Origin of the sequence: Shewanella japonica, from assembly GCF_002075795.1 — a bacterium.
Taxonomy (GTDB): domain Bacteria; phylum Pseudomonadota; class Gammaproteobacteria; order Enterobacterales; family Shewanellaceae; genus Shewanella; species Shewanella japonica.
Genome location: NZ_CP020472.1, coordinates 766,563 through 784,166 on the forward strand (window position 1 = coordinate 766,563; position 17,604 = coordinate 784,166).

The 17,604-nt window shown below is 40.1% G+C and carries 21 protein-coding genes and 1 pseudogene; 12 read left to right on the forward strand and 10 right to left on the reverse strand.

All coding sequences use genetic code 11. The annotated features are described in order from the left end of the window. Positions 1-175 precede the first annotated feature (175 nt). The 4 genes from SJ2017_RS03320 to SJ2017_RS03335 all read left to right on the forward strand — a co-directional run bounded on the left by SJ2017_RS03320 (position 176) and on the right by SJ2017_RS03335 (position 3,173). Complete coding sequence (locus SJ2017_RS03320) at positions 176-445, forward strand: cysteine-rich CWC family protein (RefSeq protein ID WP_119967698.1); 270 nt, start codon at positions 176-178, stop codon at positions 443-445. 81 nt (positions 446-526) lie between these two features. Further along, positions 527-1,057: an SRPBCC family protein gene (locus SJ2017_RS03325; protein WP_080914865.1), complete on the forward strand. Its 531-nt coding sequence runs from the start codon at positions 527-529 to the stop codon at positions 1,055-1,057. Positions 1,058-1,361: 304 nt separating this feature from the next. Beyond that, a complete protein-coding gene (locus SJ2017_RS03330) occupies positions 1,362-2,726 on the forward strand; it encodes an alanine/glycine:cation symporter family protein (RefSeq protein WP_055022722.1) in 1,365 nt (454 codons plus the stop codon). Positions 2,727-2,729: 3 nt separating this feature from the next. Continuing rightward, on the forward strand, positions 2,730-3,173 hold the full coding sequence (locus SJ2017_RS03335; RefSeq protein WP_080914866.1) for a hypothetical protein: 444 nt from the start codon (positions 2,730-2,732) through the stop codon (positions 3,171-3,173). A gap of 30 nt (positions 3,174-3,203) precedes the next feature. Here SJ2017_RS03335 and SJ2017_RS03340 read toward each other — a convergent pair whose 3' ends face one another. The 5 genes from SJ2017_RS03340 to SJ2017_RS03365 form a co-directional block, all read right to left on the reverse strand. Further along, positions 3,204-3,386: a hypothetical protein gene (locus tag SJ2017_RS03340; RefSeq protein WP_055022720.1), complete on the reverse strand. Its 183-nt coding sequence runs from the start codon at positions 3,384-3,386 to the stop codon at positions 3,204-3,206. A 351-nt stretch (positions 3,387-3,737) separates the two neighbouring features. Continuing rightward, complete coding sequence (locus SJ2017_RS03345; protein WP_055022719.1) at positions 3,738-4,430, reverse strand: TorF family putative porin; 693 nt, start codon at positions 4,428-4,430, stop codon at positions 3,738-3,740. 295 nt (positions 4,431-4,725) lie between these two features. Beyond that, positions 4,726-4,998 (reverse strand): HU family DNA-binding protein, encoded by a 273-nt coding sequence (locus SJ2017_RS03355; RefSeq protein WP_055022718.1) that lies wholly within the window; start codon positions 4,996-4,998, stop codon positions 4,726-4,728. A 185-nt stretch (positions 4,999-5,183) separates the two neighbouring features. Continuing rightward, positions 5,184-5,981, reverse strand: a complete 798-nt coding sequence (locus tag SJ2017_RS03360; RefSeq protein ID WP_055022717.1) for a response regulator transcription factor — start codon at positions 5,979-5,981, stop codon at positions 5,184-5,186. Positions 5,982-6,072: 91 nt separating this feature from the next. Beyond that, positions 6,073-6,480, reverse strand: a complete 408-nt coding sequence (locus tag SJ2017_RS03365; protein WP_080914868.1) for a hypothetical protein — start codon at positions 6,478-6,480, stop codon at positions 6,073-6,075. 104 nt (positions 6,481-6,584) lie between these two features. On the opposite strand from SJ2017_RS03365, the gene SJ2017_RS03370 reads away from it, so the two are divergent. Next, positions 6,585-7,094 carry a DUF4240 domain-containing protein gene (locus tag SJ2017_RS03370; RefSeq protein ID WP_055022715.1) on the forward strand — a complete coding sequence of 170 codons (510 nt, stop codon included), beginning with the start codon at positions 6,585-6,587 and terminating at the stop codon, positions 7,092-7,094. 65 nt (positions 7,095-7,159) lie between these two features. Here SJ2017_RS03370 and SJ2017_RS03375 read toward each other — a convergent pair whose 3' ends face one another. Beyond that, positions 7,160-7,480, reverse strand: coding sequence for a hypothetical protein (locus SJ2017_RS03375; RefSeq protein ID WP_065109765.1), 321 nt, complete (start codon positions 7,478-7,480; stop codon positions 7,160-7,162). A gap of 315 nt (positions 7,481-7,795) precedes the next feature. Between SJ2017_RS03375 and SJ2017_RS03380 the strand changes: the two genes are divergently transcribed. Continuing rightward, positions 7,796-8,326, forward strand: coding sequence for a DUF3016 domain-containing protein (locus SJ2017_RS03380; RefSeq protein ID WP_065109766.1), 531 nt, complete (start codon positions 7,796-7,798; stop codon positions 8,324-8,326). 46 nt (positions 8,327-8,372) lie between these two features. Here SJ2017_RS03380 and SJ2017_RS03385 read toward each other — a convergent pair whose 3' ends face one another. Then, positions 8,373-10,115, reverse strand: coding sequence for a GGDEF domain-containing protein (locus tag SJ2017_RS03385; RefSeq protein ID WP_080914869.1), 1,743 nt, complete (start codon positions 10,113-10,115; stop codon positions 8,373-8,375). 221 nt (positions 10,116-10,336) lie between these two features. Then, on the reverse strand, positions 10,337-10,648 hold the full coding sequence (locus tag SJ2017_RS03390) for a hypothetical protein (RefSeq protein ID WP_055022711.1): 312 nt from the start codon (positions 10,646-10,648) through the stop codon (positions 10,337-10,339). A gap of 49 nt (positions 10,649-10,697) precedes the next feature. Here SJ2017_RS03390 and SJ2017_RS03395 point away from each other — a divergent pair, with 49 nt between their 5' ends. After that, positions 10,698-11,612: a TraB/GumN family protein gene (locus SJ2017_RS03395; RefSeq protein WP_080914870.1), complete on the forward strand. Its 915-nt coding sequence runs from the start codon at positions 10,698-10,700 to the stop codon at positions 11,610-11,612. A 156-nt stretch (positions 11,613-11,768) separates the two neighbouring features. After that, positions 11,769-12,638 (forward strand): MaoC family dehydratase, encoded by an 870-nt coding sequence (locus SJ2017_RS03400; RefSeq protein ID WP_055022709.1) that lies wholly within the window; start codon positions 11,769-11,771, stop codon positions 12,636-12,638. Between the two features lie 78 nt (positions 12,639-12,716). Here the strand turns inward: SJ2017_RS03400 and SJ2017_RS03405 are convergent. Beyond that, positions 12,717-14,342: pseudogene (locus tag SJ2017_RS03405) on the reverse strand (mechanosensitive ion channel domain-containing protein). A 107-nt stretch (positions 14,343-14,449) separates the two neighbouring features. On the opposite strand from SJ2017_RS03405, the gene SJ2017_RS03410 reads away from it, so the two are divergent. Then, a complete protein-coding gene (locus SJ2017_RS03410; RefSeq protein ID WP_055022707.1) occupies positions 14,450-14,773 on the forward strand; it encodes a hypothetical protein in 324 nt (107 codons plus the stop codon). Here SJ2017_RS03410 and SJ2017_RS21835 read toward each other — a convergent pair. Next, positions 14,770-14,895, reverse strand: a complete 126-nt coding sequence (locus tag SJ2017_RS21835; RefSeq protein ID WP_276328888.1) for a hypothetical protein — start codon at positions 14,893-14,895, stop codon at positions 14,770-14,772. The genes SJ2017_RS03410 and SJ2017_RS21835 overlap by 4 nt on opposite strands. Positions 14,896-15,126: 231 nt before the next feature. Here SJ2017_RS21835 and SJ2017_RS03415 point away from each other — a divergent pair, with 231 nt between their 5' ends. The 3 genes from SJ2017_RS03415 to SJ2017_RS03425 all read left to right on the forward strand — a co-directional run bounded on the left by SJ2017_RS03415 (position 15,127) and on the right by SJ2017_RS03425 (position 17,602). Beyond that, complete coding sequence (locus SJ2017_RS03415) at positions 15,127-15,405, forward strand: hypothetical protein (RefSeq protein WP_080914871.1); 279 nt, start codon at positions 15,127-15,129, stop codon at positions 15,403-15,405. 90 nt (positions 15,406-15,495) lie between these two features. Beyond that, entirely contained in the window at positions 15,496-16,710 is a 1,215-nt protein-coding gene (locus SJ2017_RS03420) for a hypothetical protein (protein ID WP_080914872.1), read from the forward strand. Beyond that, positions 16,694-17,602, forward strand: a complete 909-nt coding sequence (locus SJ2017_RS03425; protein WP_080914873.1) for a metal ABC transporter solute-binding protein, Zn/Mn family — start codon at positions 16,694-16,696, stop codon at positions 17,600-17,602. Before SJ2017_RS03420 ends, SJ2017_RS03425 begins: the two co-directional genes overlap by 17 nt. The last annotated feature ends 2 nt before the right edge of the window (positions 17,603-17,604 follow it).

Consider the following 17,604-nt stretch of genomic DNA (forward strand, 5'->3'; position numbering starts at 1 on the left):
ATTATATGAGCTGCATTATTATCTACTGTGCTATTTTTATAGTGTAGTGTCACACTCTATTTCGTCATCAATCATAAAATGAATATCATAGAAAGTTGTATCGTATTATCCTTGCTTATACATCTAGCGTTGCCTGCGAACCAATCGTTACTATTCCTACTACCGAGTTAATCCTGTGAAGACACAAATTGTTGAAATCTATCATCCTCAAGAACAAGTAACTCAAGAGGGGATATCACTGAATCAAGCTAATGTTGTTGAACCTTTAATTTGTCCTATCTGCAATAAGCCAAATGCTTGTGCAGTCAGCAAAGGTTTATCTATTGAGGCGTGTTGGTGTCTTTCTCTTTCAGCTCGTGGCACCATTTCTGCTGCTGTTAAAGCGCAATTGAGGGGAAAAGCTTGTGTGTGTCAGTCTTGCTATGAGTCTCTTTGCAAAAAGTAGTGTTGCTATTTTGTTAAAATAAAATTGTGGTGTCAGGAATGATTGATATACTTAATCATTACTTTAATTAGGAAAAACACCATGATAAAAAAAATACTCCTAGTTGTTGCTATCATAATTGCAATCCCATTTATCGCGGCGATCTTTATCAAAAAAGATTACTCAGTTGAGCGAACAATTGTGATTAACCAACCTAAAGCGATTGTGTTTGATTATGTAAAACACCTCAAGAATCAAAATAATTTTAGTAAATGGGCGCAAATGGATCCCGATATGGAAAAAACCTATCGTGGGGCAGATGCAACGGTTGGATTTGTGTCAGCTTGGGCAAGTGATAATCCAGATGTTGGCGTCGGTGAACAAGAGATCATGGCGATTGTTGAGGGAGAGAGGATTGATTTCGAACTTAGATTTTTAAGCCCTTTTGAAGCAACAGAGCCTGCATATATGATCACTGAAGCCTTGTCAGACAATCAAACTCGACTTAATTGGGGGTTTAAAGGGCATCTCGATTATCCGATGAATTTGATGTTTTTGTTCATGGATTTTGAAACGATTATAGGCAATGACTTACAGCAAGGCTTAGATAGCTTAAAGTTGATTTTGGATTGAATGGGCTTAAGTTTTATTGCATTGCTTGATATTTCTAGGGTGATATAAACACCAAACTGTGAAGGCACTACAATATTAGTAGTGCCTTTTTTATTTATTTAGCCTAATCAATTGACTGATTTATTGAGATTATTGCATTTAATACCTTTGCTTTTAATGATGATGTTTCCAATTTGTGTGTAATGCAGGTAATCTTAATTTTTCTTTAAATGACTTAGCCCTATTGAGTGAAATAGCGGATGAATCAAAAGAGAAACAGCTAAAAATAATAACAAGAAATAATTAACGCATTATGAGGTTTTCAATGGAACAAGTGACGGCATTTGTAAATACAGTTAATGGCATAGTGTGGGGCGTTCCCATGTTAGTGATGATTTTAGGAGTGGGATTATTTCTGTCTATCGGACTGAAATTAATGCCAATCCTAAAATTAGGCACAGGCTTTAAGTTATTGTGGTCTGGTCGAGATTCATCCGACGATAAACATAAAGGTGAAATTAGTCCGTTTAACGCTTTAATGACTTCACTTTCGGCAACTATTGGTACAGGTAATATTGCCGGTGTTGCAACCGCGATATTTCTTGGTGGACCAGGCGCGTTATTTTGGATGTGGTGTACGGCGTTAGTCGGTATGGCTACCAAGTTTGCAGAAGCTGTCTTAGCGGTTAAATTTCGTGAAAAAGATGGAAATGGTAATCATGTGGGCGGTCCCATGTATTACATCAAGAATGGTTTAGGCAGCAAATGGGCTTGGTTAGGCACGTTATTTGCGCTTTTAGGCTCTCTTGCCGGTTTTGGTATAGGTAATACTGTGCAAACCAACTCAGTTGCTGACGCAATGAGCAGCAACTTTGGTGTGCCTAACTGGATTACTGGTTTAGTGCTGATGGTGCTTGTGGGTGCTGTATTGATGGGTGGTATCAAACGCATCGCAGACGTTGCCGGTAAACTTGTCCCTTTAATGACCCTATTTTATATTACAGCTGGCTTAGCCGTGTTAGTTGTTTATGCTGACCAAGTACCAGCCGCATTTCAGTTGATTATTCATAGTGCATTTAACCCGGTTGCTGCCCAAGGTGGTTTTGCTGGTGCCGCTGTGTGGGCTGCTATTCGTTTTGGTGTCGCTCGTGGTGTGTTCTCAAATGAAGCAGGCTTAGGTAGTGCGCCTATTGCCCATGCTGCTGCGCAAACCAATGAGCCTGTTAAACAAGGCTTAGTGGCGATGTTAGGTACGTTTATCGACACGATTATTGTTTGTTCGATTACTGGTTTGGCTATTATTGTATCGGGAGCATGGACTTCGGGTGAAACAGGCGCTGCGTTAACATCTTTTGCGTTTTCACATGCACTGCCTATGGGTAATTATATTGTTGCCGTTGCATTAGCTGTATTTGCTTTTACGACCATCCTAGGTTGGAGCTTTTACAGTGAAAAATGCATGCAGTATTTATTTGGTGATAAAGTCGTTAAGCCATTTAGATTAATTTGGACCTTAGTGGTACCGATTGGTGCTGTGAGTTCGCTTGAGTTTATTTGGTTACTTGCAGATACATTAAATGCCATGATGGCTATTCCAAACTTGATTGCATTAGCATTGTTAAGCCCTGTGGTATTTGCACTAACCCGTGAATACTTTGCTAAACAAAAGCAGTTAAATGCGCAAGGATAAAAAATGGATAAGGCATACACTGGGATGTGTATGCCAACAAAAAGGGATTTTATGAAGATAGATAACATTATAAGCGTATATACAATCTGTTTGCTGAGTGTCGTGCTTGCTGGTTGTAATGGCGTTAAATTTCGCACCAATGCAGAAGAATATGTAGTCGCTAAGGTTGAGGCTTCAACCGTTGATTTGTATTCACCAAGTGAACTTTATAATCACGAAAATGACCCATTAGGTGAAGTTTTTACTTCTTTTTGCAGTGTGTCGGCAGATCATTTGCGTTACCCGATTCCAAGTCTAAGCGCATTGAAAAACGATTTAAGAGGTCAAACGGCTGATAGGGGCGGCAATGCACTGGTTATCACTGAATGTGGTGAGCAGAAGTATCCGACTTGCACAGTATATCTGGAGTGCGCAGGCTTAGCTTATTACCTTAAGTCGTGGGATTAATTTGGCAAGCTGAGTAAGGTTAAGTGAAGTTTAAAAATCATCTTCTAAGTCGTCACCTAAACTTTTACGTAACTCTGCTTGTTCAAGATAGTCATCTAAGCGTCGTTTAACTTGACGTTTTCGTTCAATAATTTCAGCTGAACGTTTATTTCTTGGTGATACCATTGCGTCGATTTCTGTATCGTTAGGAATGCTTTCAGTAATATTAGCCATTATTCTACCCTCTATTTCATGCTTATTTGTTGTGTCCCTGTGTGACAAATAAGCTGTAAATATCAAAGGTAGCCTTTAGCCGTGCTTTGATATCATGGGTATTGAGCGCTGAAGCTTGCGATATTCTTGTAAAACAACCACGAAGAATATGCATTCAAATTGCACCCAAAGGTTTACTTACTCCTATAAATTCAATGTAGCAGTTATTTATTTTTTTGCTTAACGCAGTTATCAAAAAGTTTCTTTGACACACAAAAAACGCCACTCATTAGAGTGGCGTTTGAGGTGTAACAATTGGCACGATGCCGACCTAAGCTAGTTCGCATTGGTGCCAGATTGAATGACTATGGCTTATAAACCAAAGCTGTACGAGTAGCCTAGTACAATTTTTGCGTCGTCATCATCTAAATCTGTATCAGATGCAGTAAATGAAACAGTACCGTAATCAGTATCAGAGCTTAACGATACATTGTATTCTGAGTAGCTATCAGTACCATACCAGCTAGTAATGATATCGCCATCTGAATAACCGTAATGCACGCCTAAAGACAGTGATTCAGTTAGTGGGAATGTGAGGTTAGCTTGTGCATACATCATGTCTTTTGAATCAAGTGGATCAGAAGCAATATCATCGCCGCCATTGACAGTGTGTGAATAAGAAACATCTAACCATTTCCATGCTAAACCAACAGTGACTTCACCAAAATCAACACTACCAGGAGAATCTGGGTAGGCATAGTAAAGGTAGTTAATATCGTAGCTTAAATCTTCAGTGATATTACCGCCGTAACCTGCGTAAATATCTAACTCGTAACTTGTGCCATCACCAAAATCAACGTTTGAAGCCCAACCACCGACATAAAAGCCAGAATCAGCGGCATAATCAATACCACCCTGTACAGCTGCACCGTTATCAGTTTGGCTTACACCACGCCATAGGTAGTTTGACGTCGCGCCGATATTACCGGTGACTTCTGCTAATGCAGAACCAGATAATAATAAGCCTGTAGATAGCGCAATAGCTTTATATAAGGTTTTTTTCATTTTCATTCCCTCAAAGTTTTTATTATTCATTTCACCTGTTGCTTGATTATCGGGCAGCAAGGTTCAATGTTGATTTCATCTGTATGAGTTATTGCTAATGATGTGCCATGTTTATAAATGCTTTACTATTAATGGTTTATGTTCTCTCGCACTATGATGCAGCAAAAATGTTGCATGGTATTGAGGCAGAGGTGCACTTTTTTTGTGCAGTTTTGAGGCGAATTTCTAATAGAAAGGTGATCAATAGACATAAAAAAACCTCCGAAGTGGAGGTTTTATTTTCAAGCAGTTAATCTTAGTTAACGCTATCTTTTAATGTTTTACCCGCTTTGAACTTTGGTACAGTCGCTTCAGCAATTTGAATTTCTTTGCCAGTCTGTGGGTTGCGGCCAGTACGAGCTGCGCGTACAGAGGTTTCAAAAGAACCAAAACCTACGATAGAAATTTTGTCACCATTTTTCATGGCTTCAGTAACAGCTTCTTCAAAAGACTTTAGTGCGCGGCCAGCTTCTGCTTTAGTTAACTCAGCATTTTCTGCAATTTTTGCAATTAATTCACTTTTGTTCATGTTGATATTCTCTGCTTTCCATAGATGTGTTTATTTAAAACTAGATTAACATGCCATAAGCCATGGGGCTTTGAAAGCATTTTATCTGATAAATGTGTAGCAATAGGGCATTTTGGTGACATTTACGACGTAAATGACCCCTTTGCCCAGCTTTTGGGGCGAAAATGACGAGTGCCACAGTAAAATTAATCTTCTAATAGTTGATACAGCAGCTGCTTAACCAGTTTAGGCTCAAAAGGTTTATCGCAAAGTGCATTCACTCCTGCACTTGATACATTACTAAGATGTGTATCATTGGCTTCAGATGAGACCATTAATATTGGGATATGGGATTGCTGACTTTCGTTGCGAATATATTGGGTCAGTGCTAGACCGTCGACACTCGGCATGTTGTAGTCTGTGATGACTAGGTCAAACATCTGTTGCTGCATGAGTTCTATTGCTTGCGCCCCATCTTCAGCTTCGCTAATGATTCTAATGCCTAAGTTGCCAATGGTTCGCTTAATGACATTACGTGCCATTCGGCTATCATCGACCACCAATGTACGAATATCTTGTACATCAAAATGACTTAAATCCAGTTCATCGTTGCTGATTAAATCGATGGTTGAATTGAGCGCAGTCGCTAGGTGATCGGCATCGAATGGTTTCGGTAGAATGGCGACGACCCCTGATTGCCTGAACACTTCAAGTTGTTCGCGTCGGCACTCACTAGAAACCAACATAAATTGAATGTCATTAAATTGAGTGCTTTGCTTGATGAAACTGAGCAAGTCGGTTGCTTCGCCATCTGAAAAGTGTAAAGCGCTGATGACTAAATCTGGAGTGTGTCTTGAGATAATGTCTTTTGCATCAGTGATACTTGATGCAGTTTGAATGCTATTTACACCTTCTTGTTGTAGGCGTGCGGTGATAATTTTACGCTGAGTATCTGAAGGCTCTAGCAATAAAATTGATAGTTCACTGGGGGATAGGTGGCCCATAAATGACTTCTTCTTATTTATTATAAATGCGTCTTATGGGCGCATTTTACCTTAAGCTTCTACGTGAATATAGCTATTCTTGCACAAGACATTAACAATCAGGTTTCAAATACTGCGTGGTTTTTTGGCTAAACGCGACCCAATATTGGTACCCCAAAATGAGCACCGCACTCAATGCAATAGCTGGTACAGGTATACTCACTCCGTTGAATTCTACTTTTACATCTTCAGGGGTGATTTGATAGGCAATAATAGCTGTTGTGGATAAAGCTAACATCGCCAATGTTTGGATTGCGAGGTATATTTTTAACACTAAACTGGCCCAGTGAGTGCGTTTAACGAGTCCAAATAGCACTGGTATTACGCCAATCGTAAACAGATCGATTCCTTGAATGGCGTATGAACGTAGCAAAGCCAGAATAGACAAAAAGATGTAAAACGCCATCAATATGATAAGTCTGCGAGGGAGCGGATTGTTAACGGTACTGAATTTAGTCATGAAGTATTGTTATTGATAGTAAAGCAATGAGTTCGTTGTGGTGTAGAATAACGCGAGTTGAGATATTTTGGTGAATAGTTTCCAAAAAGTTTAGGAAAAGTGACATGACAGAAGCTGAATTTTGGGACTTAGTGACACGTACTGAGCCGCAACAATCAGAGCAGCAGTGCCACAGTGAACTGACGGCTAAGCTAACCGAGCTTGATGATGACGCATTAGCCGCATTTGATAAAATGTTCGGACAGCAGATGCGCCGAAGTTATCATTGGAATATATGGGGAGCGGCGTACATTATCACTGGTTGTGATTCTGATTATGCTTTCGCAGAGTTTAGAGGCTTTTTACTTTCTCTGGGTGAAGACTGGTATAACAAGGTAATTGCTGATCCCGATTGTTTAGGAGAACTGACTTTGTGGCCAACAAAAGATGATTATGCATACCCTTTTATTGAGGACTTTGACTTGATAGCAGGGCAACTCTATGAAGACAGAACAGGTAATGAATTACCTTTTGTTCCTTCCGGGCAGCATACTCCCCAGGGTAAAAAGTTTAGTACCAAGAAGAAAGATCTTAAAAAGAACTATCCAAAACTCAGTGCATTATTTCCATTTTAACGTTCAGAAAACCTAAAATGCAGCCATTAGGCTGCATTTTCATATCGGTAACTAACCTTTAAGGTTTAGCCTTCACACACTTCAGATTCGTCATCAAAGTCTAATCCACGATTAGCGCATTTTTTTTCCATGAAGTTATGCTCTGCAGTTTCAAGCTGCTGATTAAAGTCTTGTTCAAGTTCAGCGGTATACTCTTGTTCTGCCGAAGCCATGTGCTGGTTCATTAACTGGTGATGTTCTTGAATCGCTTGTTGGCCTTCTGCATCGACATCAAATTGATGAGCAAAGCTTGAAGAAGATAATGCCATTGTGACGAAAAAGGTCGCAGCAAGGGTTATTTTCTTAGTCATAGTTACTTTAGCGTTGTTCATAGTGATGTTGTTCATAGTATTACTCCAGTTAAAACTCGTAGGTTTATTGTTGCGCTAATTCCTTGAGCGTTAATGGCAGTGACGCAATCATCTAATGGGGTTGATATGATGCAGTACGTTTGCTTGGGATGTATATTAGCAATCACTGACTGAACAAAAGCTGAACAAAAAAGCAGCTAATAATATTTATCCCTATTTTACTTGCTTGTATAAAGGTGAATGTCTTACAGCAAAGGAAGTCGCTTTGCGTTAAGCTTATATACAGGTTGGGCTTATTATATTGAGATGCAATGAATACATTGCGACAAATTCACTGCCAGGAGACTATATATGAAAGTTAAACATTTACTTATTGCAGGCGCACTAATGTGTAATGTTGCTATCGCTGATGAAGAAGTGATTGAAAACCCAGTCACAGAAGAGGGCATCGTTAAAGTTGAATGGCAAGAGCCTAAAAATTATCGTGATTTAAAAACGGCTACAGAAGTTAAGTCGCGCTTTGAACAACGCTTTTTTGATACCATGACTAAAAATATCAATAAAGAAGCTGAGAAGATACTCAAGCCAAATCAGAAACTCGAAATGGTAGTTTCAGATGTGGACTTAGCAGGCGACTTAAGACCAACGTTCGGGGCTACCTCTGCTAATGAATTACGAATCGTTAAAGATTTGTACCCACCTAGAATGACGTTTACTTACCGTATCACTGAAGGCGATAACGTTGTTATTGCCGGAGATGAAAAGCTAGTTGATATGAACTTCATGTACGGTGCTAATTCTACAAGAAATCAACGACCATTTGAGTATGAAACTCGTATGTTGAAAGATTGGTTAAAGAAAACCGTAGAGCCAGTGCTATAAATCGCGCCATTGAGATAGCTTCAATCAATACAATAAAAACGGCTTATTAAGCCGTTTTTTGTCGCCTATCATCTAAGATGAAAACCTTACTTTGTACATATTTAGCCTGTTTTTTGGCTTCAGCACTGAGCATTGATAATTCATGATCCGTTGTATCATGGGTCATAGCAGGTGGTAGTACACCAACACATAATGAAATTAAAGGGTGATCGACCATATTACCTTGGCGATCTTTTGCATGCATCGTTTGAGTTTGCCAATGTTCTGCTGAATAAAAAGTGCGTTTACTTTGTTCAAAGTGTTCTACGATAGCTTTACCGTGAGTGAGTGCATCTTGGCAAGTGCAAATCATCACGAAGTCATCTCCGCCTATGTGGCCGACAAAGCAGCGTTCATTTTGATGATGACTTAGTAAGTTAGCCACTTGCATGATGACTTCATCACCTCGTGAGAAACCATAAATATCGTTATAAGGTTTAAAGTGGCATAAATCGAAATACGCTAAGTAAAATGGCTTTTTCTGGGATCGTAAGCGTTTTAACTCTTCTTGAATAGGAACATTTCCAGGTAAGTTGCTAAGCGGGTTAGCATGTCTAGCGACTTTAATTCTATGTTCGGTTATGCGTTGTAATAGATCTTTGGTGTGGCCAATCCCGATTAATTTATCATGTCGTAATATAATAAATTGTTGTGCAACGGTAGTGGCGGTTTCAGAGGTAAGCAGTTGGCTTACCGCTGACAAAGGTTCACTTGCATCAATCTGCAATACTTGTCTGTCCATTACTGCACTCGCCGGATGGTTTTCATGCAGAGCTCGGCCATAGGGGGTGCTAAATAATTCCAGAATATGATTGCGACTGACGATGCCTTCAGGATGGCCATTTTGAGCGATGACAATTGCTTGCAGTGCTGGTTGAGCAATAAATTGCTCACTGAGTTGCTTCAGTTTTGTCTCAGGTGGCGCGATATTGGCTGATGAACATAAACTTTCTGCTGTTTCGCAATAACGTGTTTGCGGCGGCAAAGGCATGCTCACCAAGTTTGAGTCCATGTGTGTATTGGGTTTAATGTTGGGTCTACCCAATAAATAACCTTGGCAATAAGTCACCCCTAACTGCTTTAACATGGTTAACTCTTCTGGGGTTTCGATTCCCTCTGCAATGACTTTGCAAGTCAGATTTTGGCATAGCTCCACAATCGAGCGCACAAATTCTTGCTTTACTGCCGTGCTGTCAATTTGATGAATAAAATGGCGATCGATTTTGACATAATCAGGAGACAGTTCAGACCATAAGCGTAATCCTGAGTACCCTGCGCCTAAGTCATCAATTGCTGTGAGAAAACCCTGATTTCGATAGTGGTTCAAACAGTCTTTTAATAAATCAATATCATCGGCTGGGTATTGCTCTGAAAGTTCGATAACCACATCTTCAGGCTTTAGCCCCATTTGTTTAATCAGCTGCAGGGTTAGCCCTTTAGGATGGTCAGGATCGAGTAGCGCTTTTGGCGAGATGTTGATAAACAACTTACCTTTAAGCTGACACGCTTTAAAAGCATTAATAGAAATACTGCGGCAGAGTGTTTCTAATTCACTGAGTTTATTAAGATGTTCTGCAGTTTTAAATAAAGGTACTGGAGAATAAAGCGGGCTATGTTCTGGCCCTCGGCTTAACGCTTCAAAACCATGAACCTTTTGAGTTGATATGTTGAAAATAGGCTGAAAGATAGCATTGATAGATTGTTTATATATTATTTTTTCGAGTTCTTTTTCTAAATCTATAACACTCATTACATCAGTTCCATTGCATTTTTTTCCATCAGTCTATGGCAGAAAAATGACAAAAATATGTCTTTGATAACAAATGTATGCACAAAACTAACAGATAAACTTGAAATCGATTCAAGCTCATTTTTCAAAGGAGTGGATTGTTTAAATGTGAAAATACCAAAGCGGAGTTGATTGATGCTAAAACGCAGCCCGTGGGCTGCGTTTTTAACAAATGGTAGGTGCTACTTAGTATTTTGTTTAAACAAATGCAAAGTTTGCAGTAATGCCCCAATTTTTTTTACATGAGCTTCTAACATTTCTGGAGGTATATGGCTGAGACCTTGAAGCTCTTCAAGTTCATTTGCGAGCTCTTGAACATAAGGTAAAAAGCGATTACTTTTTTGGGTAAAGCCTTGTTCTTCAGTGAAGATTGCAACAAACTTACCATGGCCAGCTTGACGCAGTTCGTCGAGTCTTTTATCGGCATCAATGGCTTGACGATATCCTGTTTGCAGACTTTCTTTTAATTGCTGGATAACTTGGGTATACGGCATGATAGCCTCATTACATCATAAAAATTAAGTTAAATTATAAGGGGCTGGCATGGGACTAACAAGTGAATTACCGTTAAAAATCACCGCAACATTATTAACGAGGCTTAGATTCATTTTCGTTGGGGTTGTACTTGCGTTAGCTTTAGCTGTTAATGCGAGTGCAGCAGAAACTGATAAACCACCTTTCTTCAAAGCCAGTTATCAAAATAAACAAATATACTTATTGGGCTCTATTCATATTGGCAAAGCCGACTTTTATCCTTTACCTTTGCAAATAGAACAAAGTTTTGTCGAGTCAGATGCATTAGTGATTGAAGCGGATGTGACTAAAGCCAATATACAACAACTATTGCAGCAGTATGGTTTTGCGAAAGGAAAACAAGCCGATATTGCGAGTTTATATCCGGCTTTTTGTGGTAAAAACCAAACCATGTGCGACGGTTTAAAGCCGCTTGCTACTTGGCTTCAGGCAAACCAAATCGGTGTTGGGCGCTTTGCTGAATTGGGGTTTTCACCTGAAGCAGGCGTCGATGTGACTTTTGTGGCTCGTGATCCGGCTAAGCCATTACTTGAGCTTGAAAGTGTTGAATTTCAGTTCGACCTCATTTCTTCTTTTTCAGATAAAACTCAAGCGCAATTATTGGATGAAGCGATTAACGCAACCGATGACGAGATGCTTGAGCTGATATCAGCATGGCGTTCGGGCGATCATCAAGCACTCGCAGATATTATGGAGCATCAAGCAGAAGAATCTGATGAGCTATTAACTAAATTGCTTTGGCAAAGAAACCACACGATGACGCAAAGAATCATCGAGATTTTACAAGATAGTCATTATCAACGCTTGTTCGTCATTGTTGGCGCTGGGCATGTCGTAGGCCAACAAGCCTTGCCCGAGTTGTTACGAAATGCAGGTGCCGATGTGATCGATTGTTGGAAAATGATCTGTAATGAGTATCGATAATGTAATGTTGTTTTCCATTTGAAGAGTAAAAATTGGCATTTTTTGACTGATGTTATCAATCTAGATGTATAATAGCAGCATTGAAACATTTAATGACGCAGTGTTTAGGTTTGCTAAATACTGCGTTTTTCAGTTAATAAACAAAAGGTAACTCTCTTGAGTCACGACTACTCTATAGAATTAGCTTCGATGCCATCGTTGCTGTCTCTGTATCGAAAGATATTATTATCGCGCAAGCCTGGTTGGGATCAGCAACCGTTGCCAAACATCAATGTGCAGGTCAGTAATATTCACCTCAGTGATAAAAAAATTCAGCAATATGCTGATGTTTGCCAATTTGGTTTTGATGGCAAAGTGTTACCTCCTACGTTTTTATACGTGTTAGCTTTTAGACTTCATGCCAGCATTTTTACCCATAAAGCGATCACCTTTCCATTGCTAGGTATGATCCACCTCAAGAACAGCATTAGCTTATACAGACCCATTAATGCCGATGAAACGTTTGATGTGCAATGTGAGCTGACAAGCAGCCAGACCACAGATGCAGGCCTTGAGTTTGAGCTTGTGTCAAAGGTGTATGTAGGACAGGAATTGGTGTGGGAAGCATTATCAACTTACTTATATCGCATTGAGTCCAAAGGGCGCAGAGCAAGACCGCCTAGAGCTTCAGATATGACATGGGAAGATGTGCAAACTTGGGCATTACCTGAAGATTTAGGGCGTAAATATGCTAAAGCCTCTGGGGATTATAATCTGATTCACCTTCATCCTATCGTGTCTAAACGTTTCGGTTTTGAGCGCGTATTAGCTCACGGCATGTGGTCAAAAGCTCGTTCATTAGCGGCATTAATGCAGTTTATTGGTGAGAGGCCGTTTAAAGTCGATGTTGAATTCAAGTTACCTGTCTTTATGCCATCAGAAGTCACTTTTGCTTTTGAAAGTATGGAAAATGGTAAACGATTTGAAATGCGTGATATTAAAGGTCGTCGTCCGCATTTGCTTGGTAATATGACTTACCTAGATTAATGCTTGTGGTACACCTGTATATGCGCAAAGAAAAAGCCCGAGTTATTCACTCGGGCTTTTTGTATCAATAAAATAGGCTTAATCAGCCGCTTTTTCATGGTAAATATGTACATCCCGTTGTGGGAATGGAATGCTAACCCCTTGAGCGTCAAACTGCATTTTCACTTCACGGGTAATATCCCAGTATACATCCCAGTAATCGATAGGATCTGCTCAAGGGCGCACCACAAAGTCGACTGATGATTCACCTAAGGTGTGAAGCTTAATCGTAGGCTCAGGAAATTGCTTGACCTTTGGGTGAGCCATAACAATGTCGGTAAGGATTTTTTCAGCTTTAGGGATATCATCGCCATAGCCAATACCAAACGTCATATCAACACGGCGTTCTTGTTCAACAGTAATATTGTTAATGGTGTCACCCCAAATTTTATTATTTGGAATGATTAATCGTTGGTTATCTAGGGTTTTAACCGTTGTTGATACCAAGCTCATATGACTAACACGACCTGTTACTCCAGCTGCATTGATCAAGTCACCAACATCATACGGACGGTAGATTAAGATCATCATACCCGATGCAAAGTTAGATAATGTGTCTTGCAAAGCAAAACCAATAATCACACCCGCAATACCAAAACCTGCCAATAATGGTGCCAATTCAAAGCCAAGTTGTGACAGTGCAATTAATAAACCTAAGGCAAAAATCACATTACCTGAAATGGATGTGAAGAAGTCTTGCAACAGCATGCTGAAGTTAAGTTTTGATGAGTTAACGGCTTTGCGCACCACTTTTCGAACGAGCTTAGCAACTAAGCTTGTTAGGAATAAAATGATCAAGAAAATAATCACTTTAAATGTTACGCCTGCACCGTTTTCCAAAGCTTGGTTTTTCGCAATCGTCATCCATTCTTCAATGAGACTAGAAGCCACATCAAAATTCAGAACATCTTGAGTAATATCGCCAGAGACACTGAATAATGTTTGTTTAATCTGTGTGGTGTCTTGGCCGAGTGATTCAAGCATTTCGATGGCAATATTCAAGCTTGCGGTGTGCATTGCCAAACGATCTTTTAAAGATGACACTTTGCTCTTTTGCTCAGCAGTAATGTCAGCGCCAGCATCAGAAGCTTCAGCAACCGCTTCTTGAAGCTGTACTTGAGTATAGGTAACTAAGCTTTCGAAATAATCAGCTCTTAGTAAGACTTCTGCAGTTAACGCAGCTTCGGCATTATCAACGTTAATGTTAAGCGTCTTACCCCAGTTAATCGTTTCTAATTCTGCTTGCAAGTAATGGTCACGATCTTCTTCACGCTTGATAATATCACGCATGATTTCTACATCATTATCACCGCCTAAAGCGAGCTTTAACTCACCCGTTCTTGCATCTAGGTATTGACCGACTTTATCAAGAAACACCAGCTGCTTATTCACTTGTGGAACCAAGTAAGCTAAATCAGGGGCTGGTTGATTGATTAGCGTTGCTAACTCTTCTCTTAATAAGTTGGTTTTATTGCGGATGCGATATTCGCTGACATCTTTAAGTTCACCTTTAGCAGTTTTAAGCCAAATAATGTCGGTATCGATGGTTTTTTGTAGTTGTTGAATTTTTTTGTCAGTCTCAGGGCTAACTTGCGCCGCATAACTGGTACCAGAAAAGCAAATTACACTGAGTAAACAGCAAATAATAAACAGAATTCTTGGCATGGTAAAACTTCCTGTCAGTATAGTAGAAAGCTAATGATAAGTTATTGCGGGAAGTTTGACGATAATTTGATAGACTTACGCACTTTTTATTTTCAGGTAAATTTAATATGGCAAGAATAGCCTGCCCACATTGTCATCAACCTATTTCGTTGGCGAAAGTGACAGCGAGCCGTGGCAATGGGTTTTCAGCGCAAATACAATGCTACCATTGTCGAGCATGGTTAGGCCGTCATGTGATATTAACTGTACTGAAAGTATTGGGATTTTATGCAGCAGTTATAGCGGGTTTCGTTGGGTATTTTGTCGATGGTGTTGCTAATATCGTTACCCCTATTATCATGATTTCACTGATTCTTACAGGGGTAACGCATTTAATGGATCATCTCATTGTGATTGATGCGCCAGATGATGACGCAACAATAGAAGATTAATCTACAACTTGAACTTGATTTTCTAATACTGCTTCAACGTAATAAATACCGCCAAGCACAACGACACCAATAATGACCATAGTTAATATAATACCGATGTTATCTTTGAGTAAATTCATCATAGTTAAATCCTCTGTCTTGGCTGACTTTGCAGCAATATATGACTAATATTTTAGCTTTGACAGCTTAAGCTAATCTTAAATAGCTTAACGAGGATTTGTATAAGTTGCTATGTTAAGTCACAAAAATTTAGAAAAAGTGATTTGTAACATTCTTCTGGTTGCTTTTTTTTCAAATTTTTTTAAGATAGTCGCGATTTTTGTTAAACAGAGAACACTTCTTTGCCTCATTCAATGCGAACAAGACAATTAATAGCGATCTGGCTGTCAGCCATGCTCGTGTTATTGTCGTTTGCGGCTTCTGCACATAATTCTGTGCATTTGCATGATGGAGCAAGTACACAATGTACGCTTTGTTTTCATCAACACCAATTGCAAAAAACGCTTCCAAGCACGGATGTCAATATTGCCGTAGTTCGTCAAACTTTCGAACCGGCTATTGAATCCATTGTTGCTTCATATTTTGCCCATCAAACGGTTTACCATAGCCGAGCACCACCCGTTTTCTCCTAGTTCTATACATACCCAACAAATTTTTACGGATAAATTATTTTTCGACTATTCAAGATGATGGTCGACTACTTGTTGTATTTTGGAGAAAAAATGTCTTACTCAAACAAACGTCTTTCATTGGTTGCAGCTGCTTGTGCCTTGGTTTCTACTCATGCTTTTGCTGAAGATTCTAGCCTAACAAATCCTAATATAAGTGCCGTTTTAGATGGTTTTTATCAAACAGGCGATCGTGGCTTAGGTGGCCGCAATGAAGGGTTTGGTTTAGGCGAAACAGAGCTTGCTATCAGTGCCAATATCGATGACATGTTCTACGGTAAAGTGACTGCCATTTTAGAGTCTCATGACGGTGAAACTGAAATTGAACTAGAAGAAGCCTTCATTCAAACCATGGGATTACCGGGTGGTCTAGGGATTCGTGCTGGTCGCTTTTTATCTGATGTCGGTTACTTAAATAACCAACATTTACACACAGATGCATTCGTTGATCGTCCAGGTGCTTATCGTGCATTTATGGGCGGCCATTATTTTGATGATGGTGTTCGTTTAACGTATGTAGCACCAACTGATCTATATTGGACAATGGGTGTTGAAGCATTCAAAGGTGACAAAATGCGCGCCGAAGATGAGCATGGCGAGCGTGATTTCGATACGGTAGGGGTTTATTCAGCCTTTACTAAATTTGGTGGTGACATTGGCTTATCAAGTTCATGGCAAGTGGGCTTAAGCTATTTACGTAATTCAAATGGTCAAGGTGTTGTAGAAGGGGAAGATGAGCACGAACACGATGTGATTGCTGATGACGATCATGATCATGAAGGTCACACTCATAGTGCATCTTACACGGGCGAAAACACTTACATCGCCGACTTCGTTTACAAATGGGCTCCAAACGGCAACTATAAGTATCAACACTTAACAGTGAGCGGTGAGTACTTCCGTGTAAATGATATCTTCTCATTTGAAGAGGAACATGATCATGAAGAGCATGATGATCACGGTGAAGAAAGTCATAACGATTACCATGAAGGTTGGTACTTAAGCAGTGTTTACCAGTTCTCTCCTAACTGGTCAGCGGGTTTACGTTACGGTGAGGTTGATACATTCGAAGCTCATGGCGATCATTTAGATGCGCAAAAGCTAAAAGAAACCGAGCTTAGTTTAGCGTGGCATCACAGTCACTTCTCGACAGTGCGTCTACAATATACTAATCAGAAGGGTACCAACTTTGATGGTTTTGAAGACGATAATATCGTAACCCTACAGTATGTCATGACATTAGGAGCTCACGGTGCGCATCAATTCTAAAACGCTAATCGCCATAGGTGCTTTATTTAGTTCCTTTTTGGCGGGTTCAGCAAACGCACAATTGAATGTGTTTGCTTGTGAGCCTGAATATGCAGCCTTAAGCCAAGAGCTAGCACCTGATGCGAAAGTGTATTCGGCGACGAGTGCTTTACAAGACCCGCATCAAGTACAAGCTAGACCAAGCTTGATTGCCAAAATGCGTCAAGCAGACTTAGTGGTTTGTGCTGGTGCTGACCTTGAAATAGGTTGGCTGCCTATGCTGCAAATGAAAGCATCGAACAATAAGGTGCGTTCAACAGATAATGGTTTGTTTTATGCGGCTGAACATATTGAGACGCTAGATCAACTTGAGAATGTTGACCGCTCAATGGGAGATGTTCACGCCAAAGGTAACCCACATTTGCATTTTGACCCTAGCAGGTTGCTACAGGTAGCAGATGCCTTATCTGCCAAAATGACGCAGCTTGATCCTGACTCGGCGACGAGTTACCAAGCAAACCTTGCTGCATTTAGTGAAAAGTGGCAAAAAGCGATTCCTCAGTGGGAAGAAAAAGCAGCAGGGCTTAAAGGTAAGAAAGTGATTGCTTACCATTCAAGCTTTCGTTACTTGTTCAACTGGCTAGGAATGGAGCAAGTTGCTGATTTAGAGCCAAAGCCAGGGATCCCACCTAGCAGTAGTCATCTTGCTAAGCTGGTTAGTCGCAGCCAAGAAGGCGATGTCATGGCTATATTGTTCACTTCGTATCAGGATGATCGTGGTGCCAATTGGCTAGGAGAAAGAACGGATTTACCAGTGATAATGTTGCCTATGTCTGTTGGTGGTAATGATGATAGCAAGGATTTATTTAGCCTCTATGATAGCGTGATTTCGTTACTCACAGAGGTGCAATAGCC

What these genes read in the sequence shown, in the direction of transcription:
- SJ2017_RS03365 (WP_080914868.1), bottom strand. Translation starts at nt 6,480, where the DNA reads ATGACTAAATTCAGTACCGTTAACAATCCGCTCCCTCGCAGACTTATC.
- SJ2017_RS03415 (WP_080914871.1), top strand. Translation starts at nt 15,127, where the DNA reads ATGCGAACAAGACAATTAATAGCGATCTGGCTGTCAGCCATGCTCGTG.
- SJ2017_RS03395 (WP_080914870.1), top strand. Translation starts at nt 10,698, where the DNA reads ATGGGACTAACAAGTGAATTACCGTTAAAAATCACCGCAACATTATTA.
- SJ2017_RS03355 (WP_055022718.1), bottom strand. Translation starts at nt 4,998, where the DNA reads ATGAACAAAAGTGAATTAATTGCAAAAATTGCAGAAAATGCTGAGTTA.
- SJ2017_RS03420 (WP_080914872.1), top strand. Translation starts at nt 15,496, where the DNA reads ATGTCTTACTCAAACAAACGTCTTTCATTGGTTGCAGCTGCTTGTGCC.
- SJ2017_RS03345 (WP_055022719.1), bottom strand. Translation starts at nt 4,430, where the DNA reads ATGAAAAAAACCTTATATAAAGCTATTGCGCTATCTACAGGCTTATTA.
- SJ2017_RS03410 (WP_055022707.1), top strand. Translation starts at nt 14,450, where the DNA reads ATGGCAAGAATAGCCTGCCCACATTGTCATCAACCTATTTCGTTGGCG.
- SJ2017_RS21835 (WP_276328888.1), bottom strand. Translation starts at nt 14,895, where the DNA reads ATGATGAATTTACTCAAAGATAACATCGGTATTATATTAACTATGGTC.
- SJ2017_RS03375 (WP_065109765.1), bottom strand. Translation starts at nt 7,480, where the DNA reads ATGAACAACATCACTATGAACAACGCTAAAGTAACTATGACTAAGAAA.
- SJ2017_RS03385 (WP_080914869.1), bottom strand. Translation starts at nt 10,115, where the DNA reads ATGAGTGTTATAGATTTAGAAAAAGAACTCGAAAAAATAATATATAAA.
- SJ2017_RS03330 (WP_055022722.1), top strand. Translation starts at nt 1,362, where the DNA reads ATGGAACAAGTGACGGCATTTGTAAATACAGTTAATGGCATAGTGTGG.
- SJ2017_RS03360 (WP_055022717.1), bottom strand. Translation starts at nt 5,981, where the DNA reads ATGGGCCACCTATCCCCCAGTGAACTATCAATTTTATTGCTAGAGCCT.
- SJ2017_RS03390 (WP_055022711.1), bottom strand. Translation starts at nt 10,648, where the DNA reads ATGCCGTATACCCAAGTTATCCAGCAATTAAAAGAAAGTCTGCAAACA.
- SJ2017_RS03380 (WP_065109766.1), top strand. Translation starts at nt 7,796, where the DNA reads ATGAAAGTTAAACATTTACTTATTGCAGGCGCACTAATGTGTAATGTT.
- SJ2017_RS03340 (WP_055022720.1), bottom strand. Translation starts at nt 3,386, where the DNA reads ATGGCTAATATTACTGAAAGCATTCCTAACGATACAGAAATCGACGCA.
- SJ2017_RS03370 (WP_055022715.1), top strand. Translation starts at nt 6,585, where the DNA reads ATGACAGAAGCTGAATTTTGGGACTTAGTGACACGTACTGAGCCGCAA.
- SJ2017_RS03325 (WP_080914865.1), top strand. Translation starts at nt 527, where the DNA reads ATGATAAAAAAAATACTCCTAGTTGTTGCTATCATAATTGCAATCCCA.
- SJ2017_RS03335 (WP_080914866.1), top strand. Translation starts at nt 2,730, where the DNA reads ATGGATAAGGCATACACTGGGATGTGTATGCCAACAAAAAGGGATTTT.